Raw genomic sequence first — 26,343 nt, 5'->3', positions numbered from 1 at the left:
GTTAGGCGCCTTGCGAAGTGGTGAGATGATGACCGAGAACCTCATAATTGAAAAACGCCGCGGGCGCGCAAGCCGTAAGGCAGCCCGCGAGAATGCAGTCGCGCCGCGTTTGTCAACGATACGCTATGGACTGCGACCCGTGGAACTGGTGAGCGCCGATCAGCTGGAGCACATCCATCAGGCCTCGCTAACTGTTTTGAGGGAAATTGGCATCGATTTTCGCGACGAGCTCGCACTTGCGCAGTGGAAGGAGGCGGGCGCTGACGTTCGCGGCCAGCGCGTACACATCGACGGCGAACTGATCGAGTCCCTTCTGGCGAAAGCGCCTTCCCGTTTCGAGATGACAGGCCGCGGAGACAATACCCGGTTCGAGATCGGAGTGGACACCCTGACGTTCTGTCCGATGCAGGGCGCCCCCAACATCCGCGATCTCGATGGGACTCGGCGTTTTTCAACGATTGCCGACCTACGGAAAATCAACAAGCTCATCCAGATGAGCCCAGGCTTTCACATGGGCACCGGTTTTGCTTGCGAGCCCACAGATATCCCGGTGCCGTGGCGGCACCTGCACATCTCCCACAGCAATTTTGTCGAGATCGATCTGGCCACCAACGGCCTGACCACCGGGCAGGGACGAGCCGAAGACTGCATGGCCATGGCTCGCATCGTCTACGGTCAGGACTTTATGGACGAAAATGCCGTATTGTGGGGTCAGGTCTCCGGAAACTCGCCCCTGGTTTGGGACGCCACCATGCTTGAGGGCCTACGGGTCTTCGCGCTGGCCAACCAGGTGGTGTTGATTTCACCATTTGTCCTTGGGGCGGCGAATACACCCGCCGACGTGATATCCACCGTTGTGCAACTGAATGCCGAGGCCGTTGCAGGCGTAGCCTACACCCAACTCGTCGCGCCCGGCACCAAAACGATTTATGGACAGTATTCAGTTTCGGTGTCGATGAAGTCAGGCGCCCCGATGTCAGGGATGCCCGAAGTCAGCCAGCTGAATGCCATCGTCGGCCAACTTGCTCGCAGGTACAACATTCCATGGCGAACCACGGCGTCGCAATCGTCCGCGAAGACATTTGATGCTCAGTCCGGTTATGAATCCGCCACCTCCTACATGGCTGCCGTCACCGCGAACGCCAACCTGCTCTTGCATGCCGGGGGTTGGGACGAGGCTGGCATGGTTCATTGCCTGGCCAAGCTGGTGACCGATGGCGAGCAGAACCTGCTCATGGCCAAATACGCTGCGGGCGTAAACTTCGACCGGCTCGAGGAGGGGATGGAGGCCATGCGTCGCGTTGGCCCGGGCGGGCACTACCTGGGTGACGCGTTCACACTGAAATATTTCCAGGACGCATTTATCGCGCCCGAGATCCTGAACTACGAGGCCTACGAGCAATGGGTTGCCAATGGCCGCAAAGATCTTCCAGTTCGGGCGGCAGAGAAGGCGGAGTCGCTCCTGAGGCAGTACGAACCGCCGCCGCTCGATATTGCGAAGCGGGAAGCTCTTGATGACTTTGTCAGAAGAAGAGAACCGGAGATTTCGCCAAATCTCGCATAGCCCGGAGCAAAAGACGCTCTCGAGGTCTTAAGTTCTGCAGAGGGTTTATTTTCGCCGGGCAGCGTGGGGTCGGTGCCATATGTCAATAAGCCACGCCTAATAAGAGGAGAACACATGAGACGCCTAATATGTCCCGCTGCCATCCTTGGGACTCTGCTAGGTGGCAGTGCAGCTCACGCGGCTTGCGGAGACGTTACGCTGGCAGTTTTCAGCTGGCAGTCCGCCGAGGCCATGTCCTATGTCGACCAGTTCATCCTCAACAACGGCTATGGTTGCAGTGCAACCACCGTTGCAGGCGATACTGTGCCAACCATCACGGCAATGATCGAGAAGGGCCAACCTGACATTTCCCCGGAATCAACGCCCAGCCTGCTCGGGGACGTCTACAAGAAAGGCGCTGAAGAGAAACGCATCAGCCAAATTGGAACGGCGATCAGCGACGGCCAGAATTCTGGCTGGTACATTCCCAAGTACGTTGCGGACGCTCATCCCGATATCAAAACTGTGGATGACGCCTTGAAGCATCCAGACCTCTTTCCGGCTCCGGAGGATCCGTCCAAAGGCGGGATTCTCCAGGGCCCACAGGGTTGGGGCGATACAGTCGTGACGTCGCAACTTTTCAAGGCCTTTGAGGCCGAGAAGAAGGGCTTTGAACTGGTCCCGACCGGGTCGGCAGCAGCTCTCGACGGCGCGATCGCCAAAGCGTACGAGCAGAAGCAGGGCTTCATCGCTTCCTACTGGGCTCCGACTTCACTTCTGGTGAAGTACCCGATGGTCCGTCTAGAAGGCCCCGCGCACGACGACGCCGAGTGGACACACTGCACCACGAAGCAGGACTGCCCGGATCCTAAGCCGAATTATTGGAAGCCAGCCGAAATGGTGACCTTGGCCAGCAGCAAATACCTGCAGCGTGGCGGTGTGGACCAGGTAATGGAGTATTTCGGCAAGCGCAGCTGGACGCAGGCTGAAGTCGGCAAGGTGATGCTGTGGATGACCGAGAACCAGGCCAGCGGAGCCGACGGCGCCAAGTGGTTCATTCAGAACATGCCGGAAGTCTGGACCAAGTGGGTCTCCGCTGACGTTGCCGAAAAGGTCAAGGCCGCGCTCTAAGTTCTGCCGACTTGCAAGTGCGGGTTTCGAGAGGTTTGCTCGAGGCCCGCACCTGCGTACCCCAACGATATCCACATATCGTACATGTAAGCTCTCGACCTTGGGAGAGCAACGTTTGGTCTCCGCGCACCAAGTCGCTGGCAAATTCTCAGTGCGTCATGACCGCGCCGTCGATAGGGCACTCACGATAGGGCACCGCGATATGGATTGGCTATTCAAATTTCCTCAATTGGAGCCTGAATTCCTGTTGGTCATCAAACGGGCAATCGACGGTTCTCTTAGGAACCTCACGCGCGTCTACGGTGACTCGATCGAGAATTTCTTTTATCCGCTGCAGCGTGTCCTGATCTTCCTCGAGGATGTAGTTTCGCGTGCACCCTGGCCGCTCGTTGTCCTTGCACTGGCCTTGATCGCTTGGATAGCGGCACGTAAATGGAGTGTGGTTGCTGGCGTCGTGGGAACGCTGATCGCGATAGGCCTTCTTGGCTTGTGGCAGGACGCGATGAAGACAATTTCGCTCGTGTTCGCCGCGACGGTCTTCTCCATCGCCATAGGCATGCCGCTAGGCATACTGATGAACCGCTTCAAGCATGTGGGCGGGGTCGTGCAGACGGTGCTTGACGTCATGCAGACCATGCCGCCCTTCGTCTATCTTATTCCGGTCGTGATGCTCCTGGGCATCGGGCGCGTGCCTGGATTCATCGCGGTGGTGATCTATGCGATCCCGCCGATCATCCGCCTCACCGATCTCGGCATTCGTCTGGTCGACAAGGAGGTATTGGAAGCAGCCGATGCCTATGGCTGTTCGCGAGGGCAGAAGCTCTGGAAGGTGCAGTTGCCGCTTGCCATGCCGACGATCATGGCCGGCATCAATCAGACGATCATGATGGCGCTTGGCATGGTTGTCATCGCTTCGATGATTGGAGTGCAGGGACTCGGCCTGAACGTCCTGCAAGCCATCGCCAACCAGTACTTCACGCAAGGTATACTCAATGGTTTTGCCATCGTCGGCATCGCAATTATTTTCGACCGCATCAGCCAGGCCTATGGGCACAGGCTGCAAAGACATCAAGGTGCAGCGCATGAATAGAAACGACGCGTCGATTGAGATTCGTGACCTGTACAAGATATTTGGCAGATCTCCGGAGCGATACATCGAATCTGTGAGGGAAGGACTTTCGAAGGCCGACCTCGCAAGAGCGAACGGGCATATTTTAGGGCTGAACAACATCAACATTTCCATGTCCGCTGGGAAAATCCAGGTCGTCATGGGGCTGTCCGGTTCCGGCAAATCCACGCTGATCCGCCATATTAACCGCCTGATCGAGCCGACTTCCGGCTCGATCATCATTGACGGGCGCAACATTATCGAGATGTCCGAGCTGGAACTGCGCGAATTCCGCCGAAACAAGACGGCGATGGTGTTCCAGCGATTTGGCCTCCTGCCGCATAGGACGGTCATCGACAACGTGACATTCGGGCTGGAGGTCAGAGGAGTCGAGGCAGCGAAGTGCCGCCAAATCGGCATGCGCTGGGTTGACCGCGTAGGCCTCCTTGGGTTCGAGACGCGCTATCCTCACGAATTGTCGGGTGGCATGCAGCAACGGGTAGGGCTCGCGCGAGCACTCAGCAACGACGCGTCGATCCTCCTTATGGACGAGGCATATTCGGCTCTCGACCCACTGATCAGGACAGATATGCAGACGATGCTGCTGGAACTGCAGTCGGAGCTCAAGAAGACTATCGTCTTCATAACCCACGATCTGGACGAGGCGCTCAGACTGGGAGATCGCATCGTCATCTTGCGGGATGGGTCGATTGTCCAGCAGGGCGACAGTCAGAATATCCTCTTGAACCCCGCAGACGACTACATCGCGAGGTTCGTCAAGGACGTCAATCGTGGGCGTTTCATACGAGTTGATGCTGTCATGGATCCCGCAACCCGATTCGAGAGCGGGTCGCTGCCTCAGTTGAAGTCAGGCTCGACGCTTGAGGTGGTCGCAAAGGCGCTTACTGATTCGTGTTACGACATGGGCGTCGTCACGAGCGAAAACGGTCAGCCTCTCGGAGTAGTTTCACTGCGACAGATTACGGCGGCGCTGTCGGCGTCTGCGGAAGAGAGATCTGCCGCTGAAGCTAGGCAACGGGGCGATAAACGGACCACAGATCGATGTCGCCAAAGCTCAAGCACCGCTTCAGGAGCCATGGAGAAGCTTCTATAAAAATCGTCGTCGGTCAGAGCGATCGGCGTCATCGGCAAAACGGCGTCGCCAAAGTAAATGCGTCTCACGGCAACGTTCGCCTCAGTCGATTCGGCGGCGACTTCCGCTGCCTGGGTTGCAACTGTCCAACAGCCAATCGCTGCGGAGGTCGAAGAGGTTCATGTAATAGTGCGAGCACGTCGAGGGCGACGGCGCGGAATTCTTCGAAGCCATCGAAAAGATGGGCTGGAGGGCATGGTCTGGCAGGGGCGGGAAAGCCCGTACAAGAATGGCAAGCTCGGCGACTGGGTAAATAAAAGTGCTGGGGAAAATGGAGGAGTCCGAACTCCCTCCGTCGCAAGCTGGGAAGGTCGATGTTGCTTTTGTTGCACTCAATGGACGGGTGGTGGCGGGACTCGCTGATAGAGGCGGGTAAGCTCAGGTTTGTCCAAGCGGGACCGGGTTGGTTTTCTGCCTCGCATGGAACAGCAAGAAAGAGTTCTCGAATTTCGCGGCAACCCTGAAAGCCTGGCTCATCGGCTCGATCTTCCGTGCCTCTTCCTCTCAGAGAGGCGTGAGAAAAGCGCAGCGATCCTGCAAACGCCTGGCCGGAAACTCAAGCCCTCATGAGCTTTTTGCGCGATACCGAGAGTGCTTCGAGTGATAGGAACAATCCACGGCATCTTCCATTACAGGAAGATTTCGTTGGGTGTTACCCAGCCGATCCAGATTTAGCCCACCCAACATTTTCAACAGCAACAGCGGGATGATCATGTCGGATGAAGAGATCGTTCTTTCCGAGCTGTCCGACGAGGAGCTTGTGCAGCAGATGCACGACGACCTCTATGACGGTCTGAAGGAAGAAATCGAGACAGGTACCAACATCCTTCTGGAGCGCGGCTGGCAGCCTTATACCGTGCTGACCGAAGCGCTCGTCGAAGGCATGCGAATCGTCGGCGAAGATTTCCGCGATGGTATTCTCTTCGTGCCGGAAGTGCTGCTGTCGGCCAACGCCATGAAGGCCGGCATGGCCATCCTGCGTCCGCTCCTCGCCGCCACCGGCGCGCCGAAGCAGGGCAAGATGGTCATCGGCACCGTCAAGGGCGACATTCATGACATCGGCAAGAATCTCGTCGGCATGATGATGGAAGGCGCCGGCTTCGAAATCATCGACCTCGGCATCAACAATGCGGTCGAGAAATATCTGGACGCCATCGAGCAGCACCAGCCCGACATCATCGGCATGTCGGCGCTGCTCACCACCACCATGCCCTATATGAAGGTCGTCATCGACACGATGAAGGAAAAGGGCATCCGCGACGATTATGTCGTGCTGGTTGGCGGCGCGCCACTCAACGAGGAATTCGGCAAGGCCGTCGGCGCCGACGCTTATTGCCGGGACGCCGCTGTGGCGGTCGAGACCGCCAAGGATTTCATGAAGCGCAGACACAATACGCGCAGCTGAGGACGATCGTGTGCGCTTCTGCGCCCGACCCGGATTAAAAACCGCCTTAGAGGAATTGACCTTATGAATGCGCCATTCTCAACTGCGGCCCGCTCGCGCACCGTTGAGTGGGATCTGAGGGGCCAGGAAGTTCGTGCCCATGACGATGTTTTTCGACTTGTCATTTTGGCGCTTCCCGGATTTTCGCAGCTTAGCCTTGCATCCTTTGTGGACCCACTTCGCCTTGCGAATTCCGTTTCCGGGCGCCCCTTCTTTCAATGGACGGTTGCGAGCTTAGACGGCGAGCCGGTCGTGTCCGCTAGCGGCCTTGGCTTGATCGTCAGTGGAGATTTCATCCGGGTCGGCCAAAGCGTTCAGGCTGGCAAAAGCCCCAACATGGTGATCGTCTGCGCTGGTGAGCGGGTTGAGCGACAGACGTCAGCCAGCTTGGTTAGTGTTCTTCGCATTTGCAGGCGGCAGGCGGTGCCGATCGCAGCATTGGGCACTGCAACCTGGCTACTGGCGGAAAGCGGAATGCTGGAAAATGCCACGTGCACAATCCATTGGGACAAGCGGGCTGCCCTTGCTGAAACCTTTGCCAGCCTTCGCGTAACCGATAAATTATTCGTCAGAGATTCTCATCTCGTAACTTGCGCGGGCGAGTTCGCCTCGTTCGACCTAGTTATGCAGTTGATCACTGAGCATCTTGGCAAAGAAACGGCGCTGGCTGTTTGCCGACATACCACCGCCGGGCACTGGCGCTCTGCGTCCGATCGGCAAGTCGACGCAGACGAAGCACGCCTCTGTAAACCTCTTGCCGAGGTCATCGACATCATGGAGGACCATATCGAAGACCCACTTCCCCTTCGTGACATTGCAAAGTGCGTCGGGCGATCACCGCGACAGATCGAGCGGCTGTTCGCGCGATCTCTTTCGTCATCTCCGATGCGGTATTATCTCCAACTGAGGCTTGTCCGCGCCAAGCAGCTAATTGAACAAACAGAATTGCCTGTCGTTGAGATCGCAATAGCTTGCGGCTTCGCGTCTGCATCGCATTTTTCGAAATGCTTCCGCCAGGCCTTCGGAGCAAATCCAACGGCGTATCGTAGCTGAACCCATCGCCGGCAGCACGGACGTTAGATGATCTCTACCAGCTTTAGCACGCCAGAGGCCCAGTCGTCCCGTTCTGGCCATTGCGAACGGTTCGTCTCCCGGACGAGAAGTTTCCGCCGCACCGACTGTGCATGCGATTTTAAGCTCGCGTAGATCTAGAATAGCAGAGCGATGGCAGAGAATCTCTGATCGCACAGCTACGCAGCGGGCGCGGTAGTCACCGTCTTCGTCTCGCAGTGTTATGTATGGATAACGTATTCCACAAATTCATCGAACAGCTGACAGAAAGCGTCGACGCGACCGATCTGCGCGACGCCTTGGCCGAGACTGCGTCTTCGCTCGACGTGCCATTATTCGCTTACATCTTTCCCTGGCCCCGGCCGCGCCGCGCTACGGACCTGATCTCCACTTACCCCCCGCCTTGGACATCCCATTATCTCCATAACCGCTATGAAGAAGTGGACCCGGTGATCCAACAGGCGCGTCACTACAAGGAGACGTTCCACTGGGGTACGGACGGCAGCGACGTCAAGCTGTCGGCGGCTGGGCAAAAATTGATGGATGAGGCCGTCCAGTTCGGCATTCGCCACGGTTTCACGATCCCGATACATGTTCACAAGGACCTCTTGCTGCGGCCATATACCGGTTGAAAAGGAGGACCCATGGCAAACCTGAAATAGGGAAAGCTTCCCGATCGGACACCTTCGAAGATCACGATCACCGTTAGCGCTGACCTAAACCAGGCCCTGAGCGAATATGCGGCGCTTTATCGTCAGACCTATGGTGAGTCTGAGACCGTGGCTGAGCTCATTCCATTCATGCTGGCCGAATTCTTGGAGGGCGACCGAGCGTTTACCAAGGCCAGAAAGGAAGGTTTGCCGGCCGCCGGCGCTTCGGAAAAACAGCAACGGCAATCAGCAGATAATGCGTAGCGCGGGATATGCCGAGGAGGGCAGCCCACGCTGCCTTCAGCCCCTGCGATCGGTCCGTCAGAATATAGGTTAGGCTTTCGCCTTACGCTTCGAAGCGGGCTTCTTGACCGGAGCGGCCTTCCTTCCCAAGCCCAACGATTTCGCAAGCGCTGATCGGGCGGCCGAATAGTTTGGGGCAACCATGGGATAGTCCTTCGCCAGGCCCCACTTCGCCCGGTATTCGTCGGGCGTCATCCCGTGCCGGGTCGCCAGATGGCGCTTCAGCGACTTGTATTTCTGTCCGTCTTCAAGGCTGATGATGTAATCCGGGAACACGGACCTTTTGGGATTTACTGCCGGCTTCTGGGCCGGTGCTTCTACCTGAGCTGCCTGGCCGATATTAGACAATGCCGAATTCACACCGGCAATCAGATCGGGCAAGCCAGACACTGGAACTGCATTCTTCTGGACATAGGCGGAAACGATATCCGCAGTAAGCTCGATGAGATTGTTTGCTTCTTCAGACACCGTAATGCTCCTAATTTGAAAACTAATACGCTCATATCGTCCAATCCCGAGATGTGCAACCAACGCGTCACGAATTGCAGTGCAGTTCCGACGGTGGGGAAGGATTCGAGAACCGAGCCGGCGATCCAGTCATTTGGCAAGTTGCGGGTTGCCGTATGCGTTAAAAACCACGAGCCAATAAAGAAAGGGCTTCAGGCGATTCGCTGTGACCCGTATAGTACGGCAGGCGAGGGAAAAATGCAGATTACGAATTGCGGCAGGGGCGTTCACAAGCGCGAAATAAAAGGCATCGACCGGTTCAAGAAAGACCTTCCACCACAATGGTATGGCTTTACCAACCTCGATGTGGTGCTGGGTGCAGGAAAGTCTCGCGAGGTCGACCTGATCGTGGTTGCCGATCATCGAATTTTCCTAGTGGACATCAAGGATTGGCACGGTCGTATTGAAGCACGCGACGGCCGATGGTTTCAGACGGCGTGGGCAGAGACTCCTCTCCTGTCGCGAAGATCAATGACATCGTCCGTGACGTCTGGAAGCTCCTCACGGATACGCTCAAGAAGCATCCGTCTACTAAGGGCGTGCCGGCTCCCAACGTTCAAGGTCTGGTCGTTCTAACCGGTTCAGCCGATCGCTCCGGCATCGAAGGCAGCGAACGTGCCAAGGTCCTGAGTGCGGATGAGTTCATTGCCTCGTTTCTAGTCCTCAAAAGCAGAGGGAAACGTTCGGAAACGTTGCGCGTGAAATCGTAGATGGACCGCTTACCGAAGCGTTCTGGAAAGAACGATTGAGCCGGTTCTTCGGAGCGAACCCCACGACCTTTCGGCCGGGCAGCCGTCGGTTCCAGCGCTACCTAGCAGACGACACCGTCAAGTTCCGCCATCCCCACGATATTTACAGAGAGTACGATGCCAAGGAGGAAGGAAATCAGAACAATCTGGGCACCCTTCGCCTCTGGGATTTTACTAAATGTAGTGACGGACGGTTTCAGACCGAAGAAGGCCGGCTTGAGATCGGATTTCCTCCTCTATTTTGTTTATAAACGTATTTTTTCTGGTTCCATAAGATAGATTATGCGACTTTCATCTATTGCCGCAAAATAGAAATGTCTTGATTCCGCAAAGTAGGAATGTCGCCCTGCTCGTTGGTGAGCGAGGGAGACGGCGGGTTGGGACTGATTTTAATGAGTGAGCGCGAGCTGCAACGCATCCAGGTGCTGTCGAAGGTTTTGGAGCGGCGCATGACGGTTGTCTCTGCGGCGCATGTGCTGGATATGACGACCCGCCAGGTCCAGCGTCTGCTGAAGGCGTTCAGAGCCGAAGGCGCCGCAGCACTTCGGCACAAGGCTCGCCTTGGCGGCCGAGAAGTTGGCGGCGAACCACGGCCTGGTCGTGTCCCGAGAGACGTTGCGCAAATGGATGGCGGAAGCTGGAATCTGGCTGTCCCGAAAGCAGCGCAGGACGTTCCATCAGCCCAGATTACGTCGGGAGTCGTATGGCGAGCTGGTGCAGATCGACGGCAGCGATCACCGTTGGTTCGAGGAGCGGGGCGATCCATGCACCCTGCTCGTCTTCATCGACGATGCCACGAGCAAGCTCCAGCAGCTTCGCTTTGTGAAGTCGGAGAGCACCTTCAGCTACTTCGAGACGCTCGAGCTCTATCTGAAGGCACACGGTTGCCCAGTCGCATTCTATTCCGACAAGCATACGGTGTTCCGTGTCGCCAAGACGGATGCCAAGGCAGGTCGCGGCATGACCCAGTTTGGTCGCGCCTTGTCGGAACTCAACATCGAGATCCTGTGCGCCAATTCCAGTCAGGCCAAGGGCCGGGTCGAACGGGTCAATCGGACGCTGCAGGACCGGCTCGTGAAGGAATTGCGCCTCGCTGGCATATCGGACATCGAGGCGGCCAACGCGTTCTTGCCGATATTCATGGCTGACTTTAACGAAAGGTTCGCCAAGGTCCCTGCCCGACCGGACAATCTGCATCGCGCCTTGAACATGCCGACGGATCGGCTGCGTGACGTGCTGTGCAAGCGTGAGCAGCGTTATGTCGGCCAGCAATTGTCGTTCTCCTACGAACGCAGGCAAATCATGCTTGAGAAGAACGAGCTTTCGTGCGGGCTGGTCGGCAAATACGTCGATATCTACGAGTTCGCCGACGGTCGGCTGGACGTTCGATGGAGAGCGTGTTCCTTGCCTTACACCGTCTTCGATAAGGAGCAGCGCGTCACGCACACGGCGGTCACCGAGAATAAACGCCTCGGCGAAGTGCTGACCTGGATCAAGTCTCAGCAGGACGAGGCGCGGCCTCCGCCGAAGATCAAGACCAACAGTGAGCAGACCGCCTACAGGAAGCGCGGGACGAAGGCGGGAAGAAGGACTGATTTCACGAAGGATCCAGCGGTGATTGCGCGGCGAGAACAGGCCTTGGCTGGGTTGGCTGCTGCCGAATGAAGTCGGCACTCAAAGCTAAAGCCAGGGAGCCAGGCTGGAACGCCCCCGATCGGGCTGCGCAACCCGGACCAGCTTACGCCCGATCGGGCGCTCTGGTCCGTGCCAAGAAGCGCGTCACTGTCGCATTTCTAACTTGCTGCACCCTGCCCTTTGGAACGGCCAATGCGACATTTCTACTTTGCAGAGCCGGCGACATTTCTACATCGCCGCCACATCATCTGTCGCCGCAAAGTTAAAATGTCCGGATCTGGCAAACTAGGAATGTCGCTCCTGACTTGCCCATCTGCCCGCGAACGCGAGTTGCACCGCATTCGAGGTCCTGTCGTACGTCATTGAGCGGAGAATGAGGACCGTTGCAGCGGTAAACCTGCTCGGCGCCATTCGACGGACTCTCCGGAAGCCGTTATATTGGCGGAGACGCTCCCTTGTAGCAACGTTCGAATGGCGTAGAAGGTGACGAGGTTCGTTGCCTCGACCCGGAACTGCAGGCCCTCATCTGTCGGTCTCAGGGTTGCGCGGCCATCGTCGAACTCGAGCAGAGTATCGGCACCCATGGCTCCGATATGCTGGCAATAGTCGCGGGATCGCGCGCAGACCTTCTCTCGGACCCTGTCTGCATCCGGGATCGGCAAGAATGCTTCCGCGGCGTACTTGTACATCTAAACCTCCTGACCTGGCCCCTGCCCGGAGATGACGTCGAGATGGCCGGCTCAGATTGCTAGCCGCGGAAATGCCTTCGGTACGAACCTGAGATTCAGGGCGATCCCGGGCGACCGCAAGCCGCGGGTTCTAGTGACACGACGCGATTGAAGGGACCTTTCGGAGTCTTGGAGAAATAACCGCGAATTGGCGGGAACGGGTGGAACGCCTAATCATGTGCCTCGCCCATCCCGGGAGCCAATGTCAGTGTCCCAGCCGATTGCGCCTCGCCCGACGCCGAGGCCTGTTGAATGTCGATCTGCACCGCGGCCAACTGCATGTTGGCGGCCTCGATGAACGGCCCGAGCAGTCGGTAGCGAAAGCTAGCGGCATCGAACCGCGACAGCCAATCAGGCTCGATCACACTGGTTAGGCTAGCAATGCCGAGGAGCTTGCACGCCCCGGGAACGGAGCCGATCAGTTGCCGGAAGAGCCTCCCTCCGCGACGATCCTTTCTTATGAAAAACCGCGACCATTCGTGTATCTCACGGCCACAGGGTACCGGCCCCTCGACGAGGTGCGAATAGCGATCCTGGAGAAGATGGGGCGTGCTCGTCGGCAAAAACCTATATCCACCGACAACATGACCATCGTCGATGGCGAGCACGTAAACCGTTTGCGGCGTATCATAGGCGTCGACCTCACGCCCGTCGGGTCGGGCAAGAGCGGTCCAGCCACGTTCGCCGACAAAAATCTCGTGACGCAACCTGTAATGTTCCTCCAGGAGATCCTGGTGGCGAGGGTCGGCGCTCCCTGTGATGAGGCGAATCATGACTGCAGCCACTCCTGTTCGGAGCGACATTCTTCGGGCACGCCCGCACCGGCTATGGCCAGCTTTGGCCATTGACGCCGAACTTCGGTTTAGCCGGCAATCTCCATTGCGGTCAAAGCTTTGGCGACCGCCTGCGCACGCGTGACAGAACCCGTCTTCCGCATCGCGCCGGCGATGTGCTTGTTCACCGTCGAGTCTGATATGCCGAGGATCCTGGAGATCTCCCAGGCCGTCTTGCCGTCGGCCACCCAGGTCAACACTTCGCGTTCGCGCGCTGAGAGCGTCAGACCTTTGGGGCGCCCGTGGTCGACCAGCAGCTGAAGCCTGCTCGCGAAGGTAAGAGAAAGAATGTTGACGGGTTCGAGGGCCGCCTTTTCGGTTATCGGCGCCTCCCCTGCCAGAGATATGCAGCCGGCCACAGCGTTGCGAACGGGAATGGGCACACACACGCCGTCCTTCAGGCCGGCATCGGCCGCTTCCATCATGATGCGATCGCCGGCAGAGCCCAGCTCCCTGGCGCGGACCCTCGCCTCCTTCCAGGTGAAGGGCGCCTTACAGACAACGGAGGCAGTCGCGACCGGATCGCGCCTGATATAATCGCGCGACACATAGTGAGACATCCAGTCTTCAGGCCAGAAGCGTTCAAGAACCAGATGTTCGAAACGCTGCCCCTGGCTCGGCAATCCCGTCACAATGAAGTGGCTAAATCCGAACTGGTGGATAGCCGCGCGATAGAGGGCGACGAGCGCCTCAACGGTGGTAGCGTTAGCCAACTGCAATGCGCTCTGAAGCACGTGCGTGGTATTCATTGCCGCTCCCTTGCATGAACGCCACGGAAACGACCGCATCTTACAGATGTCCAAGGCCCGTTGAAAGTGATTTCAGCCACTGACAGCTACAACGCAAGCTGAAGCCGGGCAGCATTAGCACTGCCTCAAGATCAGGAGAGCAGCACCATCAGTTCTACCTTCTGTATCTTGTTAGGACGTCAGTGGCCCCACATTGGTCAGCGGGAGATTTTCTGCGTCTACGGGCTCCTTCCCATCCCTGCGTCTTAATTGCGAAAAGACGGCGAACCAGAAGCGGAAATCATCTTCGCGACCGGCATAGCGCGCTGTGAAGGCCGCGGATGCCGCCGCGAGCGATGCCCTTGAACCATAAAGGGCAATTGCTGCGTCGACGGCCTCAGAAGGTTTGGCAAAATGCCACAGTGCCAGCGGATTGCCGCCGGCCAGTATGTCTTCGCTATCGTTTTGTGCCACGCCAAAATCTCCCGCGGTTGCGTCCGGCGCGGGCTGAAGAAGCCATCAGGCCGGACGTTGATCACCCACAGAAGTGAGCCACCGTCTCGGGCATCTGCCCGGACGCAGTCGTGTCGTCCCTGGCCTTGCGGTCGAAGGCGCGCGGTATCAATGCCGTTGAGCGCCTCCTGGCATGAGGCAAAACTATTTCAGATCGATGCAAAAGGCAAATCGCGGGGAGCGGCCCTACATGGGAACGGCACCCCGGGACGGTGGTAATTCTACTACCTATGCCGCTGTCATCGGTTGCGCTAACGGTGAGCGTTGACTGTCCTTTGAGCTCGGAAACCTGCGGGTGCTAGAGTTCCAGCTGAGGAGAACCACCGCGCGCTCTCGCATGTCAAGGGCCCGCTCGCCTTCGACAGGAGCAGGGCTGCCGATGGAGCCAGTGGCAATTATCTGCTCACAAGACGCAGAACTCTACATGATCCTTGAATACATCCTCGGTGTGGACGGATACAAAACCGTTCTCGCTGGCAACGTCGAGGAGGCGGCGGAACGGACGAGGGAGACATTTCCCGCGGCCGTGATCCTGGACTGTCGTCCCGGCGGCCTTCCTGCCGCCGCGCTCTGTGCCCGGCTGAAGCAGGACCCGACGACCCGCCCCATCCTGCTCGTCGCCCTGATCGCACCCGGCGCCGAAGACCAGCATATCGCGCTTTTGAAGGCAGGTGTGGACGACAGCCTGGCGCGGCCTCTGGTGCCGGCGAAGCTGCTTTTTTCGTTGCGGTCAACGCGAACGACGGGGGCTCGCACCAATGTTTACGGCCACCATGTTCTAACTATTGGCGACATGGAAATGCGACCCGACAGCTTTCGCGTGAGGCGTGGCGAAAGCGAGATCCAGCTTGGGGCGATCGAATTCCGCTTGTTGCGACATCTGCTCGAAAATCCACGTCAAGTTTTCAGCCGCGAGGAGCTTATTGCGGTCGCGTGGCCAAACAACATCCACGTCGATACCCGCACGGTAGACGTTCACATGAGCCGGCTACGCAAGTCGCTGCAGAAGCTCGGGCCTGACGTCTCCATCCGAACGATCCGGTCTGCCGGCTACATGCTTGATGACAAGAACGGTTTCTGAGCGGCAGAACCGTGTCACATTAGACGCCTCACACAAGTGGCGGCTGTGCGGCGGCGTACTGTGAGGTCAACCAGCGCAGGACCTTGCTCATCCGGCGCCGGACCGGCCCTGCGGATTTCCGCTCACTCTAGCTTGCTACCAAATTTTGAAGGTTTGACTGGATTATTAAATGTCCGTCAGAAGCAATTAATAACATTTCACGCACAACAAATATATTATTCCGTATATGTGCCCCTCTGGTGCAACACATACACGAAAGACCCCAATTTGGTTTTTTGAAGACTTACTTGCGACAAGGAGGGTCAGATGTCGGCAGCATATTCCGCAGCCCGCGGTGGGCGCGCCACTCGTTTCCGCAACACCGCCTCGGTCATCGATTGGACGCGGATGTATTTCGAAGAGGCTCACCGCCGCGGGCTCATGGCCGTCTATGGGCGCTCCATAAAGGGACGGGCAGTATCCCTTACGGCAGGGGAGCGTCGTGGCAATACGATCACGGACTACGTGCGTTGTTCCTACCTCGGACTGGACAATCATCCAGCCATCATTGCCGGTGCAATTGCCGCTGTGGAAGAATACGGATCGCTTCACTGGTCATGTGCCCGCACACGACTGAACTTCGGGCTCATAGGCGATCTTGAGGATACTCTTTCAGAACTTTTCGGGGCACGCGTCATCGCGTATTCAACGGTCATGGTCGCCAACATGGGGGCGCTGCCGATCATTGCCTCCGGGCATCTGACGGAAGGGCAGAGACCGGTGATTGTTTTCGACCGTCTCGCCCACGCCTCGCTCGCCTTTCACAAGCCGGTGGTGGCGCAGGAAACGGCAGTCGAGACAATCCCCCACAATGACCTGGATGCCCTGGAGCAGATCTGCCGCAGGCATCCGGTCGTCGCATATGTGTGCGATGGCGTCTATTCCATGGGAGGTTTCGCGCCGATCCAAGGACTCTTGCAACTGCAGGAGAAGTACGGCCTCTTTCTCTACATCGACGACGCGCACGGAATCTCGCTCTTTGGCGGCAACGGTGAAGGCTTCGTCCGCTCGCAATTGCCCCGTGAACTGGGCGAGCGCACGATTGTGGCGGCCTCGCTCGGCAAAGGCTTCGGCGCGTCCGGTGGCATGCTCATGCTTGGAACGGCGCATCAGGAAGAGTTGTTTCGCTGCTACTCCATTCCTCATGCGTTCTCTGCTTCGCCAAACATCGCAGCCATTGGCGCCGCGTTCGCCTCGGCAGGCATTCACCAAACGAGCGAACTCAGACTTCGCCAGGAGCGGTTAGCCGAGCAGATCGCTTTCTTCGATAAGCGCGTCCAGACAGAACAACGGGGCGCCCCGCTGCCAATTCGCATGATCACTGTGGGTGACGAATTCGCGGCCATCGATTTTGCAGAACGCCTGCTGGATGCCGGCTTTTACACGTCGGTGACGTTCTTCCCCACAGTTGCGCGGGGCCGCGCCGGCATACGCATCTGCCTGACTGCAAGTCACGAACGTTCGGACCTGGAGCGGCTCTGCACCAGGATTGCCAGCTACAAACAGGCACTTACTCCAGCCTGAACCACGAATGGCATCGTTGCCGGCGCAGCCAAGTCGGCTCTCGTATAGGCCTATGAGCTGGACCAAGCTTCAGATTGCAGAAACGACCCCATCCGCCGGCGCGTGAACAGGAATGATCGCCATGAAGAGCACCTTTGCTGTTGCGGCCGACCAGCTGTCGCTGCTGGCCTACCTCCTGCTTGCGGTGGTCTCCATCTGGTGGGCGGGCTCCTACCTTCTCATCAAGATCGCGGTTGTTGGCGTGCCGCCGGCGACCCTCGCCACGGCGAGGCTCGTCATCGCCGCCACCGTTCTGCTCGCCTGGCTTAGGCTCACCGATGCACGGTCCGTTCCCGCAGATCTCGGTTCATGGGCTCGGCACGGCCAGGTCGCGCTGTTCGGCCATGCCCTGCCGCTTTATCTGATCGCATGGGCATCGATCAGTGTGCCGGTAAGCGAAATGGCGATCCTGGTCGCCACAACCCCTCTCTTTGCGATGCTCTTCGCTCATCTTGTCCGGCGCGAATGGCCATCAAGGGGGACGACCTTCGGTCTTTTGATGGGCTTCGTTGGCCTCGCCGCATTCCTGGGCCATTCCGTAATGTCCACCTTGCATTCGAGCAGCAGTGCTGCACCGCTCCTGGCTCTGCTCGGAGCAGCCGCCAGCTATGCGCTCTCCGGCCGAGCCGTGGCCCGGCTGCAGGATGCAAATGCCCTCGTGACTGGAACGGCGGTGATGATCTGCGCAGTTCCAATGTTGCTTCCGCTAAGTCTTGCCTTCGAGCGACCTTGGACGATCGCCCCGACCGCGCAGGCTCTCGCGGCCCTCCTGCTCCTCGGCGTCATGTCCACGGCGTTGGTCTATGTCGTCTACTATCGCCTGATAAAATTGAGCGGGCCGACCTTTGCCAGCATGCATCATTACATCGTCCCGGTTCTGAGCATTGCGCTCGGCGCGGTCTTTTCGGGGGAAAGACTGGATTTGGGCCAGATGATGCTCATGACGCCGATAGTCGCCAGCATTTTCATGGCTCGCGGGTTGATATCCCGGAAGCTCTGACACCTCTTTATGGAGAAGGATCATGGTTGCTCTCGAGACGCCGCGGCTTTTCATTCGGCCGCTGGTCATGTCGAACCTCGACGATGTCCATCGCCTGCACACCGATCCGCTTGTCGTTCAGTCGCTGTTCTTCGGTGAGCCTCCGTCGCGCCAAAATACGCAAGAAAAGATGGACCAGTATGTTCAGGCCTGGCGGCAGAACGGCTTCGGTTTTTTCGGCGTATTCCTCAAGGGAAATTCCGTGACAGAAGGCGAATTCGCGGGCCGCGCCGGCTTGCGCTACTTCGAGGATACGGTAGACGTCGAGTATGGCCTTTGCCTGTTCGGGCATGTTGCTGGCCGGGGGCTCGGTCCGGAACTCGGCGCCGCGATCCTGCGCTATGCCTTCGAAGAACTCGGCCTGGAACGCGTGGTCGCGCTGGTCCGGCCGGACAACGAACGTGCCGTTCGCGCCGCTGAAAAGATCGGATTCACGCACATCGAAGACAGACAATACGGCGATCGCGTGAAGGGCTTCTACGAGGTTCGCCCGAGCCAGTACGGCGTTGTCCGCCAAAGCGGCGGACCCAGAAGCCATGCGGGCTGAGGTGGCGCATTTTCTCTTTCAGTCCCCCAACGTGGAGAGGACCTATGAGCGTCTTGACTGAGGAGACCCGCGGGGAGAGGCAAGTTTGCGATCTCGTCGTGCATGACGCGGTGCTTTTGACGGCCGATGCAACAGACAGGGTGATCGCGGACGGCGGCATGGCGGTTCGTGACGGGGCGATTGTTGCCGTCGGGCCTACTCGGGAGATCCTCTCCCGCTACAATTCTCGCCAACTCCTCGATGCTGGCGGAGGGATCGTCCATCCCGGCTTCATCGACGCTCATGTGCACATTTCCCAATACACCTCGCGCAGCGTGCTGTCCTCCATGGTGGGAACGGGCATCACGATGGGCGACTGGAAGAGCGCGCTGACCGAGCAGGATGAGTATGCCAGCGCGGCCCTGGCTGCGGTGGATTATTTGAAGAGCGGCCACACGGGCTTCGTCGACCCGGGGACGATCTTCACGCCAGATGCGGTCGCCGCGGTCGCGGACGAATTGGGCATTCGCGTCTGGCTCACCGATCCCTATGTCGCCGACGCGGGCGGCGAACTCAAGAAACACTTCCCCGAGCTGGTCAGCGAGTCGTTCCTTGCGTTGTGGCCAAAAGATCGGGACGACGCCTTCCGACGACTCGGCTCGCAACTGTTCCGCAACAAGCACCCGAACAGTCTCGTCAGAGCTTTTGTCGGCCTCTATGGCGAGGGTACAGATTCCGAAGAACTGTTCCGCGCCGCGTTCAAGCTGGCCCGCGAGCATGGCGTGCAGTTGCAGGAGCACCTGGGCTACGCTCCCCTGCCATATCGGCAGCGGGAATCCGCGCTTGGCTCCAGCCTGATGCAGCACATGAGCAATGAGGGTTTGCTCGCCAACCATGTCACCTTTGTGCACATGAACGCTGTCCACCCCAGCGACGTCCCGCTCCTGGCAGCACACGGCGTGGGCATTGTATGGTGCCCCTACGGACAGTTGCAGATGCTGGGCCGCGGCGGCGCCGAAGGCCGGATGGTGGAGTTGCATCGTGCCGGAGTCCGGGTAGGTGTCGCAAGCGACATCCCGCGCGCAGGTCATTTCAGCGCACTCGGCACGCTCGCCACCGTAGCGGCGGCTGCGACAGGGCTGCCGGGGTCTGGTCCGGAAATCCTGCGCATGCGGACGGTCGGGGCCGCCGCTACTGTTGGGGCCGCATCGGAGCTAGGCAGTCTTGAGCCCGGCAAGAGAGCCGATTTTGTGGTCAGGCGGCCGGACGTGTCTGAAAACCTGGGATGCGACCCGGCGCTGGAATTCGCGGTGATCGCCGATGCAAGCACCATCGCCTCCGTATTCGTTGAGGGCAAATGCGTAGTGAAGCATGGCGAAGTTCTGAACGCCGACGCGCCCGCCGTGGTCGCGCGCGCCCATCAGTCGGTGCGAGGCCTCGCCGCCCGCCTCAACCTGCCCCGTCCCTGACTCTGGCCTACGGCAAGGTAGATCGCACGTTCGATACACCAAGTTTGCGAGCCGCTCGCTCGCCTTGCGACCTCACGAATGGATGTTCACCAAAACCGGGCAGCCGGCGAGTGACAATGCCGCGCCCGTCCGTTATGTTCGACAAACTGCCAGACTTGGCTAACAGAATTGGAGATTGCCATATGACGAAGACGCTGAGAGCGCGGTCGTCCTCGACTGCTCCGCAACAGCGCCTCGTAGCGAAAAAGAAGCGCATGCGAAACGCGATCCGTAACGATGCCAACAAGGATATGCCGGGCGAACAGACGTTTATCGTTCGGGAGACGCTTCGCGCTGCCATTCGCCAAGGCCTGATCGGCTCTAAAGACGGGCGGATCACGGCGCGTTTGAGCCGTGCTCTGATTGAGCAGGCCAAGCGCCAGACAGGCATCAAGGGAGATACCGAGTTGCTTGAGCTCGCTCTCGCGAATGTGGCGCTCGAGGACAATTTCCCGGCGACCATGAACAAGCTCACCGGAACCATTGACCCAGACATCAAGCTCGGCTTCTGATCGAGATTTGGGTGTCAGAATTCGATGTTGAAGCAGCCCTTCGCTCGCTGCGTGGCTTTCCAACCAAAACCTCGCCAGGCGACCTGATGATCGACTGCCGTTTGTGAACGAAGGCGAGCTCGGTGGGCAAGCCCTCTTCTCGACACCTGTGTGTATATCGACAGGCTCCAAGGCAAAGCCCCTGCGTTGGTGACGCAGATCATGGAGGGCCAGCACAACAACCATTCGGCGATCTGCATCCAGGAGCTGGCGCATACGCTTGGTGTGCTGAACCCCGACGATCCCGGCACCCCGGGCGTGCACAGGGCTGTCTCGGAAGTAATCCGATCCATGCCCGGACACCGGATCCTGACGCCAGATGCAGACGTCCTTGGCCGCGCTGCTGTTCTGAACGGGGCGCTGTGTCGGCTGCAGGGCTACCGGAATGACCAGAAGCTGCGCTGCTTGCATGACTGCACCCTGTATCTGCAGGCTTGAAATCGGGACTTGTCCTGTTGACACGCAACATCGCCGACTACGACTTCTGTGGACAACTCATTCCTGGTGGCAAAGTCCTGTTCTACAGGTAATGCCGTTCGTCCTTTCGCCGGGCTTTGCAGCACGACCTCCCGGCTCAGCCGCGAAGCCCTATCCTGGACGCAAGCGCGCGTGCCGACCGGTGGGCTGCGGCAATGACGGCGCGCTCATCCAAACCGAGGACCCGCCCCTTTTCGACGACTTGGCGGCCGGCCACGAATACTGCCTCGACAGTATCGCGCCCGCCGATCACTCCCAGTTCAAGACCTGCATCGAAGCCGAAATTCACGGACACGCTGGGGCCCCGCACCACGAAATCGGCGCGCTTGCCGATTTCGAGGCTGCCAAGCTCACCCTCGGCGCCGATGCTTGCCGCGGCGCCGATTGTGCGCATGCGCATAAGTTCGCGTGGCATGGCCGGCCGCCCCGAGGCCGCGGAGGCGGACGCGGCCAGTGTTCCAAGGGCATCGAAATCGGCAACGCGGGGAATGTCGCTCGCGATGCCGACAGCCACTCCCGATCGGTGGAGCTCAACCATGCGCGCCTGCGCGCCCGCCTGACCGAGCATCTGCAATTGACCCCAAGGGCACCAGACCACGCGCACGTCATATTTGGCGAGAAGCGAAACCTCGCCTTCACGCACCAGGTTCATGTGAACGAAGGTCAAGTGGGGATCCAGGAAGCCGCGATCCTCCAACCATTGGAGCAACGGTTGGCCTAGCGTCTCCTCCCGCTTGAGCTGAAAGGCCGGGAGATATCCCAGATGCTCCTGCAAGCGCACACCATGATCTCGGGCGAGGCCGAGCGCGGCTTCGAAGAGTTCAGGGGAATCGGTTCCCTCTCCGTAGAGGCCGATAAACCCTTTCACCAGGCTGTCCTTGTTCCTGTTGCGGAACAGCTGGGAACCCAGTCTCTTGAGCGCTTCATCCGTATTTTGTGGCCAGCGGGCGAGAAAGCTCCCGCTGACGAGCTCGGGCAGGTTGGCGGCCAGCGCCTCGCCGCCATCGGCCACGTAAGGGTCAGTGAGCCAGACGCGAATACAGGCTTCTTCCGCCACCGCCGCGACCGCGTCCGGCGCAAAGACGGTACCCGGATCGACAAAACCCGTGTAACCGCACTTCAAATAGTCAAGAGCAGCCATAAGCGCGCTTGCGTGCTCGTCCTCCGGGGTCAGCTCGCCTTTCCAGTGGCCCATGGTAGCGGATGTCCGTTCCATTAGGGGCAAGACGCTGCGCGCCGTATATTGGGAAACATGGATGTGCGCGTCGATGAAGCCCGGATGGACGGTGCCACCGGCCGCGTCGAACGACCGATCTGACGTAAAGCCGGCCAAGATCTTCGCTTGGCTGTCGAGCGCAACGATGCGTCCGTTCCGTATCGCGATAGCGCCATCCGCAACAACGCTGTCACGGTCGTCCATCGTGAGGATCGCGGCGTTGTGGACGATGAGATCGCAATGTTGCGGCCTATCTGGCCCGGCTAGAGCCTCGGGGGTGGTTGTTGCAAGGGGCATGGCAAGGATCCCGAAACATGGAAGACATTCAGAAAAGCACTGAGGCTATGGAGGCGTGAATTCGCCACCGTTGATGTCGATCACCGCGCCGTTCAGGAAGTCGGCGTCCGGCGCCACCAAAAAGGCAACGGCTCGGGCAATGTCCTCCGGTCGCCCCAGACGCCCGATGGGGATGCGCGCGAGGCTTTCCTTGTTGACGAGCGAATCCGTCGGACCTGTCATGTCGGTGACGATGCGACCGGGCGTGATCGTGTTGGCGGTGATGCCGAATCCGGAATATTCGCTGACGATCGAACGGGCGAGACCGGCAAGGGCACTCTTGGACGCAGTGTAGGCTGCACCAGCTATTCGGGGCATCGTGCGACCGGCCAGGGAGCCGATGAAAACGATGCGCCCGTATCGGCGTTCGGCCATGGCTGGCAGGACGCACTGGCAGCAAACCAGCGCACCGGTGAGATTGATCGCCAACACTTCGTGCCACTCTGCAAGGTCAATTTCTTCGATCGGAATCCGCCCGCCGTTGCGTTTCGGGGAGAAACCCGCATTGCAAACGAGGACGGATGGCGCCGGCCAATGCGCCACGAGATCACCAAAGAACCGGCGCACCGCCTCAGGGTCCCGCAGGTCGACCACAGCCGATCTTATTCGCTCCCTGCCATAGGAACCGGCCAGGGTCCGAGCCGCCGCCTCAACCCGGTCCGGCTGATGGCTGAAGAAGGCAACACGATACCCTGCCCGCAGGAGCGCATCGGCACTTGCAAGGCCGATACCGCTCGATGCGCCAGTGATCACCGCAACCGGTGTCTCCTCGCCAAGCTCGGCCATCAGACAGTCTCCGCCAGAGCCAGAGACGGTTCGGCGATGTCGAGCGTGCCGTCAAAGAGGGACAACGGCGGGTGCGCATCGGGATCCGTAATGATCTCGATCAACCACGGTTCCTGCGAAGCAAGTGCGGTTTGAAGCGCAGGCAAGACCTCCTCCTCATTCTCGACGCGGAAGGCACTGCAACCGCAAGCCCTGGCCAGGGCGGCATGATCGACAGGCGCAAAATGGCAGGCGCTGGTGTAGTGGCCAAACTTCACCGTTTCGGCGTCTTTTTGGTATCCGAGCACGCCGTTGTTCAGCACGATCACGGTGACGGCGATGCCGAGACGCACCATTGTCTCCAGTTCCGCCCATGCGTGAGCAAAGCCGCCATCACCCACCAGCGCGACAACAGGCGCACCGGGATCGGCCAGTTTGGCGCCGATGGCCATCGGCAGTCCCCAACCGAGACCGGCAAGGCCACGCGGCGTGAGGAAACGCTGGCCGGCTGCAAGGGCCGTCAACTGGCCGGCCACCCACATGGAAGAGTAACTTGCATCGGCGACCACCGTCGTATTCGGCGTCAGGCAGCGCTGAAGATCCATCATGACGTGCTCGGGCCGAAGCAACGCCGCTTGGCGCACCAGGGTCCTTCCACGCTCCGCCTCGAAAGCTGCCCACATGCGCGCGATCCTGCGCTCCAACCGATCGCGCCCGGCCAGGCGATTGGCCAAGTCGCACTGACTGAGCGCGTCAGCCAGGGCGGTGACCGTTTCTGCCGCATCGCCGACCAGGCGGAGCGCCTCGTAGTTGCGACCGATTTCTGCCGGATCGACATCGATATGGATGATCCGAGCTGACCGCGGAATGGAACGCCAGCTGTCGGTCCCGTTTTGGTTGGTGCGGGTACCGACCAGCAGGATCACATCCGCCTCTGCCAGAAGCCGCCTTGAATAACGCCCCACGGATCCCGGGCCGGTGAGCGGACCGAGCACGCCGAGGGAAAGCGGATGCTTTTCGTTCACCGCTCCTTTGCCCATCGGGGTCGTAACCACTGGCAAGTGCGCAACTTGCTGCAAGCGAGCAAGCGCCGGTGGGCCTCCAGTCGTCAGAGAACCGCCGCCGGCCATGACGATCGGCTGGCGTGCCTGCGCCAGCAATTTGGCTGCGGCAGAGATGGCCCCATCGCCTGGTCGCGATCTGTCAATTGGCCAGGCCCCGAGCATGGCCGTGCGCGGATGCGCGCACTCGAGCGCCACCTCCCGCAACAAATCCGCCGGCAGCAATAACACCGCAGGGCCGGGCCGGCCGCTTCCGGCCGCGGTGAAGGCCGCATCGACGTAGTCGTCCACCCGATCTGCCGTGAGAAGACGCCTCACCCATTTGGCGCAGGGCTGAAACAGGGCGACATGGTCAAGCTCCTGAAAAGCATTGCGATCGAAATGGGATCTCTCCACCTCCTGGACGAGCGCCACGACCGGCACGCTGGCTTTCAGCGCTTCGGCAAGTGGAGGAACCAGCAATGTCGCAGCGGGGCCGTTCTGGGCCGCGACGACGGCGGCGCGGCCAGATCTGCGCGCATATCCATCGGCCATTGCGCCGCCCATATTCTCTTGGCGGTAAGCGATCTGCCGAATACCCAGCGCCTCGGCCGCAAGGATGACCGCCGAAGGAAGGCTTTGTGCGAAAATGAGCTCAACCCCATGGCGCTGCAACGCCCGGGCGATACGCTCGGCGACGGTTTCGCGAGGCGCCGACATCACGCTATCTCCTCTAGCAGAGCGGATTTTTTAGCAAGAAAGGCTTCAAAGACACCGGCGATCGCATCGATCTCCGCCTCGCCCATGGGTGTCGAAAGACATGCCGCGGCGCCGCTGGGCAGAATGATGCCATTGCGAGCAAAGAACCGGGACATCTCGTGGCCGATCTTCGCTTCCGCCGGGTTGCAATAGGCGTCGCGAAACTCCCGCGGAGGCATCGGCTTTGGATGGATCCGGAACAGCGAAGCAGCCCCGGTAACGCTCAGCGGTGCCTCTGCGCGTGAGATCGCGTCCCTGAATCTCTTGCGGAGATTGCTGCCCAGCGTTTCCAGTCGTGCGAACGCAGCCTGATCGAGCGCGGCCATCGCTGCGTGGCCGGCCACCATCGAGATCGGATTTGCCGAGAAGGTTCCTCCCTGCGGAAGCAATGGGCGACCGCCGCGGGCGTCAAACACGGTCATGATCTCGGCCGAGCCGCCAACCGCGCCGATCGGAAACCCTCCGCCGATGATCTTGCCCAAAGCAAACAGATCCGGCTGGAGACCGTAGCGCGCCGAAGCGCCGCGATAATCCTGACGAAAATTGAGAACCTCGTCGCTGATGATGAGAATTCCATGCTTGCGCGCCGTTTCCTGAAGCGCGGAAAGGAACTCGGGCTCCGGAGCGACAAGGCCGGCACGGCTGGGCATGGGGTCGATGAGCACGGCTGCGATGTCGCCGGCGCGCCGGCTGAGCAGCTCACGCGCCCCCGCCGCATCGTTGAACCGAAGCACCACCACGTCATCCAGCACCGAAGTCGGCATCCCGTGATAGTATGCAGTCGCAGCCGGGTGGTCCGGCGGACCCCAGTTTTCACGGGTACTTGCCTGCGCCACTTCCACCCAATCATAGGCGCCGTGATAGGCACCTTCTATCTTGGCGATGCAAGGCCGGCCGGTGAAGGCACGGGCCGCCTTGATGGCGAACATGACGGCTTCCGTGCCGGTGTTGACAAAGCGGATGCGGTCGATCCCCGGGACGCGCTTGCACAGGAGCGAGGCAAGTTCAACCTCCGCCTCCGTAGGGTTGGCAAAGCAGGTACCATTCCTCATTTGCGTTTCGACGGCAGCGATCACCGGTTCGAACGCGTGGCCGTGAATAAGCGTCGTGAAGTTCGCGTTGAGGTCGAGAAAGCGCCTGCCGTCCGCGTCGATCACGAAGGCCCCCTCGCCGCGCTCAATGTAGCGGGGCACCGGGTCGCGTTCGACCGTGACGCGCGTCGTTCCATCCGGAAAGACCGCACGAGCGCGGTCAAACAACGCATGTGAGCGCTGTCCCGCTGAGAATTCGCTTTTTTGGGAATTTTCCAAATGGGTCGAGACCGGGGTCACGCCGCACCTCCATGAT

25 protein-coding genes and 2 pseudogenes are annotated in these 26,343 nt (G+C 59.5%); 17 read left to right on the top strand and 10 right to left on the bottom strand.

Annotated features, from left to right (window positions below):
• Nucleotides 1-25 precede the first annotated feature (25 nt).
• From LB553_RS12905 to LB553_RS12870, 8 genes and pseudogenes are all read left to right on the top strand, one after another.
• Nucleotides 26-1,564, top strand: coding sequence for a trimethylamine methyltransferase family protein (locus tag LB553_RS12905; RefSeq protein WP_224513691.1), 1,539 nt, complete (start codon nt 26-28; stop codon nt 1,562-1,564).
• A gap of 114 nt (nt 1,565-1,678) precedes the next feature.
• Nucleotides 1,679-2,674, top strand: coding sequence for a glycine betaine ABC transporter substrate-binding protein (locus LB553_RS12900; protein WP_224513690.1), 996 nt, complete (start codon nt 1,679-1,681; stop codon nt 2,672-2,674).
• A 202-nt stretch (nt 2,675-2,876) separates the two neighbouring features.
• Nucleotides 2,877-3,764: an ABC transporter permease gene (locus LB553_RS12895; protein WP_224513688.1), complete on the top strand. Its 888-nt coding sequence runs from the start codon at nt 2,877-2,879 to the stop codon at nt 3,762-3,764.
• Nucleotides 3,757-4,896, top strand: coding sequence for a quaternary amine ABC transporter ATP-binding protein (locus LB553_RS12890; protein ID WP_224513686.1), 1,140 nt, complete (start codon nt 3,757-3,759; stop codon nt 4,894-4,896). The genes LB553_RS12895 and LB553_RS12890 overlap by 8 nt, the downstream gene beginning before the upstream one ends.
• Nucleotides 4,897-5,647: 751 nt before the next feature.
• Nucleotides 5,648-6,340, top strand: coding sequence for a corrinoid protein (locus tag LB553_RS12885; protein WP_224513684.1), 693 nt, complete (start codon nt 5,648-5,650; stop codon nt 6,338-6,340).
• A 63-nt stretch (nt 6,341-6,403) separates the two neighbouring features.
• Nucleotides 6,404-7,432, top strand: coding sequence for a GlxA family transcriptional regulator (locus LB553_RS12880; RefSeq protein ID WP_224513682.1), 1,029 nt, complete (start codon nt 6,404-6,406; stop codon nt 7,430-7,432).
• Nucleotides 7,433-7,677: 245 nt separating this feature from the next.
• Nucleotides 7,678-8,082, top strand: coding sequence for an autoinducer binding domain-containing protein (locus LB553_RS12875; protein ID WP_224513680.1), 405 nt, complete (start codon nt 7,678-7,680; stop codon nt 8,080-8,082).
• 42 nt (nt 8,083-8,124) lie between these two features.
• Nucleotides 8,125-8,364: pseudogene (locus LB553_RS12870) on the top strand (DUF2274 domain-containing protein); the annotation flags it as partial.
• A 69-nt stretch (nt 8,365-8,433) separates the two neighbouring features.
• Here the strand turns inward: LB553_RS12870 and LB553_RS12865 are convergent.
• Both LB553_RS12865 and LB553_RS12860 read right to left on the bottom strand, forming a co-directional pair.
• A complete protein-coding gene (locus LB553_RS12865) occupies nt 8,434-8,871 on the bottom strand; it encodes a MucR family transcriptional regulator (protein WP_224513678.1) in 438 nt (145 codons plus the stop codon).
• 129 nt (nt 8,872-9,000) lie between these two features.
• A complete protein-coding gene (locus LB553_RS12860) occupies nt 9,001-9,273 on the bottom strand; it encodes a hypothetical protein (RefSeq protein ID WP_224513764.1) in 273 nt (90 codons plus the stop codon).
• Between LB553_RS12860 and LB553_RS30805 the strand changes: the two genes are divergently transcribed.
• Both LB553_RS30805 and LB553_RS12850 read left to right on the top strand, forming a co-directional pair.
• Nucleotides 9,217-9,486, top strand: a complete 270-nt coding sequence (locus LB553_RS30805) for a nuclease-related domain-containing protein (RefSeq protein ID WP_412033333.1) — start codon at nt 9,217-9,219, stop codon at nt 9,484-9,486. The genes LB553_RS12860 and LB553_RS30805 overlap by 57 nt on opposite strands.
• Nucleotides 9,487-10,036: 550 nt before the next feature.
• A pseudogene (locus tag LB553_RS12850) lies at nt 10,037-11,324 on the top strand (ISNCY family transposase).
• 329 nt (nt 11,325-11,653) lie between these two features.
• Here the strand turns inward: LB553_RS12850 and LB553_RS12845 are convergent.
• From LB553_RS12845 to LB553_RS12830, 4 genes are all read right to left on the bottom strand, one after another.
• Nucleotides 11,654-11,983 (bottom strand): hypothetical protein, encoded by a 330-nt coding sequence (locus tag LB553_RS12845; RefSeq protein WP_224513677.1) that lies wholly within the window; start codon nt 11,981-11,983, stop codon nt 11,654-11,656.
• 209 nt (nt 11,984-12,192) lie between these two features.
• Nucleotides 12,193-12,795, bottom strand: coding sequence for an acyl-homoserine-lactone synthase (locus tag LB553_RS12840; RefSeq protein ID WP_224513675.1), 603 nt, complete (start codon nt 12,793-12,795; stop codon nt 12,193-12,195).
• An 89-nt stretch (nt 12,796-12,884) separates the two neighbouring features.
• Nucleotides 12,885-13,604: a LuxR family transcriptional regulator gene (locus tag LB553_RS12835; RefSeq protein WP_224513673.1), complete on the bottom strand. Its 720-nt coding sequence runs from the start codon at nt 13,602-13,604 to the stop codon at nt 12,885-12,887.
• 171 nt (nt 13,605-13,775) lie between these two features.
• Nucleotides 13,776-14,057 (bottom strand): hypothetical protein, encoded by a 282-nt coding sequence (locus tag LB553_RS12830; protein ID WP_224513671.1) that lies wholly within the window; start codon nt 14,055-14,057, stop codon nt 13,776-13,778.
• Between the two features lie 463 nt (nt 14,058-14,520).
• On the opposite strand from LB553_RS12830, the gene LB553_RS12825 reads away from it, so the two are divergent.
• The 7 genes from LB553_RS12825 to LB553_RS12795 all read left to right on the top strand — a co-directional run bounded on the left by LB553_RS12825 (nt 14,521) and on the right by LB553_RS12795 (nt 20,841).
• Nucleotides 14,521-15,177, top strand: coding sequence for a response regulator transcription factor (locus tag LB553_RS12825; protein ID WP_224513669.1), 657 nt, complete (start codon nt 14,521-14,523; stop codon nt 15,175-15,177).
• A gap of 306 nt (nt 15,178-15,483) precedes the next feature.
• A complete protein-coding gene (locus tag LB553_RS12820) occupies nt 15,484-16,740 on the top strand; it encodes an aminotransferase class I/II-fold pyridoxal phosphate-dependent enzyme (protein ID WP_224513667.1) in 1,257 nt (418 codons plus the stop codon).
• Nucleotides 16,741-16,861: 121 nt separating this feature from the next.
• The gene (locus LB553_RS12815; RefSeq protein WP_224513665.1) at nt 16,862-17,779 is read left to right on the top strand and encodes a DMT family transporter; all 918 of its coding nucleotides are present in this window, start codon (nt 16,862-16,864) and stop codon (nt 17,777-17,779) included.
• A gap of 22 nt (nt 17,780-17,801) precedes the next feature.
• Nucleotides 17,802-18,365 carry a GNAT family N-acetyltransferase gene (locus LB553_RS12810; RefSeq protein WP_224513663.1) on the top strand — a complete coding sequence of 188 codons (564 nt, stop codon included), beginning with the start codon at nt 17,802-17,804 and terminating at the stop codon, nt 18,363-18,365.
• Nucleotides 18,366-18,409: 44 nt separating this feature from the next.
• Complete coding sequence (locus LB553_RS12805; RefSeq protein ID WP_224513660.1) at nt 18,410-19,813, top strand: amidohydrolase family protein; 1,404 nt, start codon at nt 18,410-18,412, stop codon at nt 19,811-19,813.
• 182 nt (nt 19,814-19,995) lie between these two features.
• The gene (locus tag LB553_RS12800; RefSeq protein WP_224513658.1) at nt 19,996-20,364 is read left to right on the top strand and encodes a hypothetical protein; all 369 of its coding nucleotides are present in this window, start codon (nt 19,996-19,998) and stop codon (nt 20,362-20,364) included.
• Between the two features lie 186 nt (nt 20,365-20,550).
• Nucleotides 20,551-20,841, top strand: a complete 291-nt coding sequence (locus LB553_RS12795; protein ID WP_224513656.1) for a hypothetical protein — start codon at nt 20,551-20,553, stop codon at nt 20,839-20,841.
• Nucleotides 20,842-20,977: 136 nt separating this feature from the next.
• On the opposite strand, the gene LB553_RS12790 is transcribed toward LB553_RS12795, so the two are convergent.
• The 4 genes from LB553_RS12790 to LB553_RS12775 are packed head-to-tail and all read right to left on the bottom strand — an operon-like array spanning nt 20,978 to nt 26,327.
• Nucleotides 20,978-22,393, bottom strand: coding sequence for an amidohydrolase family protein (locus LB553_RS12790; RefSeq protein ID WP_224513654.1), 1,416 nt, complete (start codon nt 22,391-22,393; stop codon nt 20,978-20,980).
• Nucleotides 22,394-22,438: 45 nt separating this feature from the next.
• Nucleotides 22,439-23,218: an SDR family NAD(P)-dependent oxidoreductase gene (locus LB553_RS12785; protein WP_224513652.1), complete on the bottom strand. Its 780-nt coding sequence runs from the start codon at nt 23,216-23,218 to the stop codon at nt 22,439-22,441.
• Complete coding sequence (locus LB553_RS12780) at nt 23,218-24,957, bottom strand: acetolactate synthase catalytic subunit (protein ID WP_224513650.1); 1,740 nt, start codon at nt 24,955-24,957, stop codon at nt 23,218-23,220. Before LB553_RS12780 ends, LB553_RS12785 begins: the two co-directional genes overlap by 1 nt.
• The gene (locus LB553_RS12775; RefSeq protein WP_411962162.1) at nt 24,957-26,327 is read right to left on the bottom strand and encodes an aspartate aminotransferase family protein; all 1,371 of its coding nucleotides are present in this window, start codon (nt 26,325-26,327) and stop codon (nt 24,957-24,959) included. Before LB553_RS12775 ends, LB553_RS12780 begins: the two co-directional genes overlap by 1 nt.
• Nucleotides 26,328-26,343: the final 16 nt, after the last annotated feature.

This window comes from Mesorhizobium sp. CA8 (genome assembly GCF_020164955.1).
Taxonomy (GTDB): Bacteria; Pseudomonadota; Alphaproteobacteria; order Rhizobiales; family Rhizobiaceae; genus Mesorhizobium.
The sequence above is the reverse complement of the archived record's forward strand: the minus strand, read 5'-3'. Positions and strand labels throughout refer to the sequence as shown.